7 protein-coding genes and 2 pseudogenes are annotated in these 7,036 nt (G+C 59.3%); 3 read left to right on the forward strand and 6 right to left on the reverse strand.

The window, feature by feature from the left end:
* Window positions 1-526: 526 nt before the first annotated feature.
* Window positions 527-1,015, reverse strand: coding sequence for a hypothetical protein (locus tag E5W87_RS32470; protein ID WP_292407152.1), 489 nt, complete (start codon window positions 1,013-1,015; stop codon window positions 527-529).
* Window positions 1,016-1,200: 185 nt separating this feature from the next.
* Between E5W87_RS32470 and E5W87_RS32475 the strand changes: the two genes are divergently transcribed.
* Complete coding sequence (locus tag E5W87_RS32475; RefSeq protein ID WP_292407169.1) at window positions 1,201-1,518, forward strand: hypothetical protein; 318 nt, start codon at window positions 1,201-1,203, stop codon at window positions 1,516-1,518.
* Between the two features lie 99 nt (window positions 1,519-1,617).
* Here E5W87_RS32475 and E5W87_RS32480 read toward each other — a convergent pair.
* Together E5W87_RS32480 and E5W87_RS32485 are read right to left on the reverse strand one after the other, a co-directional pair.
* Window positions 1,618-1,987: pseudogene (locus E5W87_RS32480) on the reverse strand (DUF4062 domain-containing protein).
* 224 nt (window positions 1,988-2,211) lie between these two features.
* Window positions 2,212-2,883: a Crp/Fnr family transcriptional regulator gene (locus tag E5W87_RS32485; RefSeq protein ID WP_029356805.1), complete on the reverse strand. Its 672-nt coding sequence runs from the start codon at window positions 2,881-2,883 to the stop codon at window positions 2,212-2,214.
* 224 nt (window positions 2,884-3,107) lie between these two features.
* On the opposite strand from E5W87_RS32485, the gene E5W87_RS32490 reads away from it, so the two are divergent.
* Window positions 3,108-3,290 (forward strand): hypothetical protein, encoded by a 183-nt coding sequence (locus E5W87_RS32490; RefSeq protein ID WP_292407158.1) that lies wholly within the window; start codon window positions 3,108-3,110, stop codon window positions 3,288-3,290.
* Between the two features lie 165 nt (window positions 3,291-3,455).
* The gene (locus E5W87_RS32495; protein ID WP_292407161.1) at window positions 3,456-3,704 is read left to right on the forward strand and encodes a hypothetical protein; all 249 of its coding nucleotides are present in this window, start codon (window positions 3,456-3,458) and stop codon (window positions 3,702-3,704) included.
* A 319-nt stretch (window positions 3,705-4,023) separates the two neighbouring features.
* Here the strand turns inward: E5W87_RS32495 and E5W87_RS32500 are convergent, their stop codons facing one another.
* From E5W87_RS32500 to E5W87_RS32510, 3 genes and pseudogenes are all read right to left on the reverse strand, one after another.
* Window positions 4,024-4,428 (reverse strand): N-acetyltransferase, encoded by a 405-nt coding sequence (locus E5W87_RS32500; RefSeq protein WP_292407164.1) that lies wholly within the window; start codon window positions 4,426-4,428, stop codon window positions 4,024-4,026.
* Window positions 4,429-4,810: 382 nt separating this feature from the next.
* Window positions 4,811-5,599, reverse strand: coding sequence for a class I SAM-dependent methyltransferase (locus E5W87_RS32505; RefSeq protein ID WP_292407166.1), 789 nt, complete (start codon window positions 5,597-5,599; stop codon window positions 4,811-4,813).
* 396 nt (window positions 5,600-5,995) lie between these two features.
* A pseudogene (locus tag E5W87_RS32510) lies at window positions 5,996-7,015 on the reverse strand (IS110 family transposase).
* Window positions 7,016-7,036: the final 21 nt, after the last annotated feature.

Genomic DNA, 7,036 nt, shown 5'->3' on the forward strand with positions numbered 1-7,036 from the left:
TGCTGGCCCCACATGCTGCCATCACTCTGACAGTCTCAAGGCCCAGCCCGGAGGACCCACCCGTCACCAGTGCAACTTGCCCGGTGAGGTCCACGCCCCGTGCCACTTCCTCAGCGGTCACGGCAGGTCCAAAAGCGGTGTGGAACGGAGTTTGCAGTTGTCGCATTTTTTGTTTCCCCAAATTCCACCCAACGCCTGTATGGCGCGCAACCACGACTAACAGCTTCTTACTGGCGAAGTCCGCTTTCAGGCAGTGGTAAAATCGCCCTGAGTGACCGACATCGGGCGCAAAGCTGCCATTCCTTACGTGCGCGGAAACCGTCGTCTATGGGTCAGGGCCTGCCGTAGAAGTTCTCTGAACGAAGGGCAGAGAAGGGTCGACTCAAGCCGTAGCGCGAACGGCGGCTTCTGGAGAAGCGCCAGGAAGGTCGGCAATTGGCGCTCTGTGCTCGTTGCCGCCGACCGAATCAAACGGCAGGGCCTAACCCATCTCGGCCATTCGCGGCATAGCCAGAATGACTGAGTTTTACCCTAGTCTTCCTCCCGAAAATCCTGCAGCGAGGCATGCCCCAAGTCGTCCTCGCCGCGCAGATGCTTGACACGGCCGATCAGCCCCGGCCGGCCGCTTCATGCCCTTTGGCGGGGCTCCTGCATGCTCCTGCACGCGTTTCCAGAGCCGTTCGCGCAACTCCCGGTTCAAGGTGATGAAAGCCGAGCCGACATAGCGTCCGGTGCCGCGCTCGGCCATGAGCGCGAATGCCGGCTTGCCTGCCGCGCGCTCGACGCCAAGCAGTTCGTATTCGTGGATCGAATAGGCCTTGGTCTTCAGCCAGGCCGTGGAGTTGCCGCTACGATATTTGCTGTCCTTGCGCTTTGAGACCATGCCCTCGAGCCCGGCCTGATCGACGAGGTGATAAATTGCCTTCGCCTCACCCGGCAATGGCTGACTGAATTGGATTCGGCCGGCGGCCGGGATCGTTGCCTGCAGAATCTCGCGACGGTCCTCCAGCGGCATGTCGCGTAGATCATGTCCGTTGAGATGCAGCAGATCGAAGGCGACGAAAAGGAGGTCGTCTGGCGTCGGGTGCGGCTTTCCGCAAGGCTCCGAAGTCAGACAGGCCAGTCTCGTTCAATACGACGATCTCACCGTCGATGAGGGCGCTTTCCACGTCCAGTTCAGCGGCGGCCTTTGCGAGGGCGATGCCGCTGGCCAAACTGTCCGAAGGCGAAACGATCACGATGTCTGGCGAGGTGACGCTTGTTCACTATGACGGGACCGTCACGGTTCGGCTTCACGGGTACGACGTTCCGGTGACGACGCGCGGGGAACGCCTCGCCGAAATACCGGACCTCTCCACCGCGTCCGCCCTCGGCAATCGCGACAGCATGCTTGGCTTTCGACACATCGACACCGACGTAAAAAACGTTATCTTGCTCCATGGCCCGTCCTTCTTCGCTTGGGGCTCGGCTCGGCACTCCCGAGCAAACCCCCGTTTTCTAAACAGCTGCAAAGACTAAGGGCGAGCCGCCGCTCAGACCACGGTCATAACGTCTAATAGCCATCGCAACCTTACCCGCCATATCGTCCTTGTTGCGCCAATATTGACGAGCTTCTTTTCATACAGCTTTTGGAATCTCGCGAGTGGCCTTTTTCTCGAACTCGACCTTTTCCGGGGCCCACGTCTTGCGAGCACCGCCTTCGAGCAAAAACGCCACGGTAGGCACGCCTTGGGCGACGGCGTACTCGTACTCCATCTGGGTGTCGCTCTTACCCTTCAACTCTGAGCCGTACCGCCCTGCTACGATGAGTACGTAGTAGTCGCTGTCATCGATGCGCCGCTTAATGTAATCCCATTGAGTGTCGTCGCTGGCTTGGTGCCTCCACAGGAATATGCCCGAGGTTAAGAACGGCCTCGATGACCGACCGTCTTTCGTCCACCAAATCGGCGTAGGTCGAGCTGACGAAGATTTGGTATTTAACGTCCATGCGGCTTCACCCTTCGATCCGCCCTTGTAAGTCTGCAAGCAGGCTGGGGATAACATTCCGTGCCCGCATCAAGAAGCCGAGTCATGATTCTTGCAAGGGGTGAAGCGATCAAAGCCCGACCCGCGCGCTGGCACGCTAGGTTGCCCGGTTTGCCGGAAGGAATAATCACTTGCGGCCGAGGAGTATGAAACGTGCGGTGCCCCCCGCCGCAGCGACAGCCTTCGCTATTCCTTCTTGTCGACCAGCGCCCGTAGTGCCGAGACGTCATGCAGCAATAACCTGCTGCCGCGCTTTTCGATCAGGCCTCTCTTGGCGAGGTCGCTCATTTCGCGCGAGACCGCTTCCCTGTGCGTGCTCATCGTTGCCGCCAGCTCGGAATGCGTCGGTGCCGGGCTTATGGACACCTCGCCGTCCACGAGTGCGGCTTTCTCCGCCCGATGCAGGAGCTCGACGATCAGCCGTTTTCGCACGACCAGAGTGCTGTATTCGAATACCCGCTCGGTCATGCGCCGGAGCTGGGCAGACAGATGCTCAAGCAGCATCCAGGCAAAAGTCGGGTGGGTCATCACGATATCCCGGAATGCTGTGCCGGACAGCCGTGCAGCGCGGGTTGCCTCCAGCGCGACTACGCTGGCAGAGCGTGCAATCCCGTCAATGCCTCCGAGCTCCCCGAAAATGTCACCCGGTTCGACATCGCGATACGCTATCTCCCTGCCGTCCGCTGAAACCAGTGTCACGCGAGCCCGTCCTTCCAGCAGGAAGAAGACATCGCGACCAGTGTCGCCGTGGGAAATGATTAGCTCGTTGTGTCGATAGCTGCGCTCGTGCCACCGTTTGGTCAGCGCGGCGAGGTCGGCATCGCAAAGTCTTGAGATGAAGGCCAGAGAGCCTGTCACAACGGTCTCTTGTTCAATCAAGTGTACTTCACCTTACTCCCTATCCAAGGAAATTTGATGGCCGCAGGCCCCGCTTTCCAGGATGCAAACTGGGAGCGGATTTCGCCAATGTTTTCCCCGGTGTGGGAATTCCCACAGCCGAGCCTGGTTCGACTGTCATATCCTTGTTGCAACGTCAGGCCCGCCGGCTCGTGTGGAAGCCGGCGAAGGGAAAGGGAACAGTCATGAAATTCTTGGCTCCCGTCACAAAACTTGCTGCGGGGTTTCGCAAATTCGTCGCGCCGCGCTACCGCCCGGAGCTTTATTACATGCGTGGCCCGGGGCCAGCCACCGCCCGCCGTATGGGCACGCCGCGGCAAAACCAATCCATCGACCAACTACGCCTAACTTGCCTCGCGGACGGCTGACGCTCTCGCCCGGAGTGCCGTTCGCGCCGTTCCGTACCGGTCAATTCAGATCAATGAAGGGACGATCTGATCATGGTTATAATTCATGCTGCCGCCATTGGTCCATTTCGCAGATGGTTACGCCTCCGCGCCGAGCGAAAAGCTCTCTTGTCGGCAACGGACCAGTTGAGCCGTTTACCCGATGACGTTCTTGGCGACGTCGGCATCTCACGTGACGAAATCATGTGCGCTTTGCGAAGCCGCGCCATCCGTCATGCGGAGGCAGGCGCGGCCGGCACGACGATCGAGCGCACCAGGATCGCTTCGGCCTCGATCCCGAAACGGTTGGCCGCCGGCAGTGGCTACGCCTCGGCCGAGATCCCCTTTGGCTGGTCCACGAGCGCGCGATCGAGCCTTACATCGCGGCTTCGATAAGCAGCGGCGCGCGGACGGGACCTTCGAACGGCACTACACCTGCGACCCCAAGGACTGAATGTTGACCGACGGGAGCTGGGGAGGATCTCAAAATGATCATGTCAGTTGTCAAGTCCCTCGCGCCTGTGACGCTCGGCACCGTGCCGATCGCAATCAGTCCGGCTTCATTGTCGGCTTCTGACGCTCAGGACCTCGCGTTCGCTCACGCTGACATGATCCAATCAAACAGCTGAAAGACGTCTATTTGGATTGCGAGCGGGGAGGCCGCCGGTGCGCTGGGGCGGAAGACGTGATGTACTGTTCGATGCGCGAGTTCCGACTAGGCGCGCGATAACAGTTTGCGCATAATCAACGATGCATGGCCTTCTGCACCGTGCGACGCGGCCCTGCGATCGACCACTTCGAACCGTTTGCGGTAAAAGGCCATTGCCCGGTCGTTTCCCTCGAGCACTTCGAGTGCGATGCTTGGGATGCCGGAATGGGCGGCAAAGACAGCGTGCAATATATTAGCGGCTAGCCCGGTGCCGTACTCGCTTTGATCGATGTGGAGCCGGTCAAGCATGACGTCGCCGGCTTCATTCATCTTAGCCATCGCGTAGCCGGCAATCGAGCCGTCTGGCCGTTCTGCCAGGAACGACATTTTGTTGGTGTCTGTCAGTTCCGCCGCAATCCGCTGCAGCGTGTGATCTTCTTCCGAAATCCGGGCCGCGGTCTCGGCACCCATGATTGGCGAATACGTCCTGCGCCAAGACTCTCCAATGAGCAAGCGATACCCACGGCACGTCCTGCTCAGTCATGGGTCTGATTTGCGTCATCGATAACGTCCCCTGCCGGTCAATTATAGCGTTGCCGGACGGGCCGCTCAAATTCGGAGCGGCGGCCTACCGCCGCTTCATCGCATGGGGGTCACGCCGTTCCCTACATCTACCATCAGGCATGGTCCGCAGGTCGACTTCTACCGATGAGCTAACGTCCGCTCTGGAGAAGCACCGCGAATGTCTGAACATGGCGCTACCTGCTCGTTCCGGCGGCTCGCTCAAATGCAAAAATTTGAGCCATCAAGTCCGACAAACGGGATGTAAATGCTCGATTGGAGAAAGTACTTCCTATCGAGATCGGACACCCCTTATTGCATTGGCACGGGCAACGCTGGTGACATGCCCCTCAGCATCCGCCGACAAGCGTCCACGCATGCGCTCTTTAAGCAGCCCAACATCACTTGGATGCATGGCGTTGATGGTTTGACGCACGGTAGCCGCGAGCGTGCTGGTCGTCCAGTACTCCTCAAAATCAGCAAATGTTCGTCGAACTGTGATCTCTCGCGTATCGATCTCATCCAGGGAGGCATTTCGCCACAATAGCCGCAGTGCTTCCAGGCCGGTTATTTCGGAAAGCGGCGGACGTATAGCAGGGAAACCAATCGCGCTCAATTCCGTGTGCATCATCTCAAGCGGATGTCCCCCACCGATCATGTCCCAGACGTAAGCGGCCACGATGCCGCCTGGACGAACTACCCGCGCCATCTCGACAACGCCCCTGGCGGGATCAGGAACGAAGAAGATCACCAGCGCCATAACGGCGACATCGAACTCGGCCTCTGAAAACGGAAGGCTCAGGGCGTCACCCCATTGAAACTTGACGATTTGACCCAAGGGTCGCGTCCGTGCAAACGATAGCTGCGCATCAGAGGGATCAACCCCTTGGACCTCAGCGGGCGCCCAACCTTCAATAATCAATTCCGTAAACGCGCCAGTTCCACAGCCGACGTCGATCCAGCGTAAGCCTTGCGAGGGCGCGAGCCATTCCAGGAAGATTTCGCCGGCCGCTCGGCTCCAGGTGCCCATCATCTTTTCATAGGCGACCCCATCGTCATAGCGGATTTCGATCTGGCTCATCGAGACACCTCTCCCCGACTGAGCTTCACAATATCAACTTTGAGAAGCGAATGCCCGGTTTTGTGCGCGAGCGCGACCTTCATCGTGGTCAGCTGCGATGTCTTCTGTGGATGGCTCCCGTATTGCACGAGGTAATTCGTTGTTCTGGCGCATTGGTCGGGTGCAGTCTTCTGTCCGGCCTGTTCATGCAGCCGTTTGAAGCTGCTGGCCCTGATGGGGTCGGCGAACAAGGTCCCAATCTGCTTTGCAGGCTATGATGCCTCCGACATCGCATGGGTTATCCCTGTTCCCGGCCTGACCGGTCTCGCCATCACATCGCGTCGCTCTTACAACCTCATGGAGCCGATTGATCGGCTCGATCTGATTTCTGCTTCAGTGTCTCGTCTTCTGCGCAATTTACGCTGCAAGGTTCGGAGCATGACGCGCTTGATAGGTTTCGCCGCGCGCCATGATAGCCCACACCACGCGGGCCATCTTGTTTGCCATCGCTACGCTCGCCACGCGCACTGGCTTCCTGGCGAGCAACGCGAGGAGGCGCGGATCCGCAGCCTCGGGCTTATGCCTTGCCCGTCGGATCAGAGAGGTCGCGCCGATCACAAGGAGCTTTCTCAGGTACCGGTCGCCCGCCTTGGTGATGTGCCCGAGACGGTCCTTTCCGCCGCTCGAGTTTTGCGAAGGTGTCAGCCCGAACCAGGCGGCAAACTCTCGACCCGAGCGGAACTGCCCCGGATCAGCAACTGAGGCTGCCAACGCTGTGGCACCGATCGGGCCAATGCCAGGTATGGTCGATAGACGCCGTGCCACTTCATTCGTTCTTTGTTGGGCAAGGATCGACCGGTCAATGGTCTGGAGCCGGGCATGGGTATTGAGCACCTGCTCGCACAGGGTACACAGAATCTGCAGTGCCATTGCCGGTACATCTAATGTGGATTTCCTCGCAGCTATCTGGCGCGCCAGCTTAGCGCCCGCTCCAAACCTTCGGGAATATCGATGCCGAACTCAGCCATTAGGCCGCGGATCATATTCACCAGTTGCGTACGCTGCTTGACCAGAAGATTACGGGTGCGGTGAAGCGATAGGGCCGCTTGCTGCTCGGCTGACTTCATCACGACGAAACGCATCGTCGGGCGTGTTACCGCTTCGCAAATCGCTTCCGCGTCCACCGCATCATTCTTTCCGCGCTTCACATAGGGCTTCACGTAGGACGGTGGCATCAGGGCGGACTTCATGGCCGAGCTCCGTCAATTCTCGAGCCCAATGATGCGATGTGCCGCACGCCTCCATGCCGATCAGGCAGGGCGGCAACTTGGTGAAGAACGGCAGAACTTGCGATCGGCGCAGTGCCTTGCGCACAACAACGTCTCCAGACGCGTCGACGGCGTGGGATTGCGCCAGTTGCAGGAAGGAGTCCGCGATCGTTTTGTGCGCGGGCTGGTG

This window comes from Mesorhizobium sp. (genome assembly GCF_004962925.1).
Taxonomy (GTDB): Bacteria; Pseudomonadota; Alphaproteobacteria; order Rhizobiales; family Rhizobiaceae; genus Mesorhizobium.

Excerpts from the sequence above, each read along its gene's own strand:
- E5W87_RS32470 (WP_292407152.1), bottom strand. The coding sequence starts at position 1,015 with ATGCCGCTGGAGGACCGTCGCGAGATTCTGCAGGCAACGATCCCGGCC.
- E5W87_RS32475 (WP_292407169.1), top strand. The coding sequence starts at position 1,201 with ATGCCGCTGGCCAAACTGTCCGAAGGCGAAACGATCACGATGTCTGGC.
- E5W87_RS32490 (WP_292407158.1), top strand. The coding sequence starts at position 3,108 with ATGAAATTCTTGGCTCCCGTCACAAAACTTGCTGCGGGGTTTCGCAAA.
- E5W87_RS32500 (WP_292407164.1), bottom strand. The coding sequence starts at position 4,428 with ATGGGTGCCGAGACCGCGGCCCGGATTTCGGAAGAAGATCACACGCTG.
- E5W87_RS32505 (WP_292407166.1), bottom strand. The coding sequence starts at position 5,599 with ATGAGCCAGATCGAAATCCGCTATGACGATGGGGTCGCCTATGAAAAG.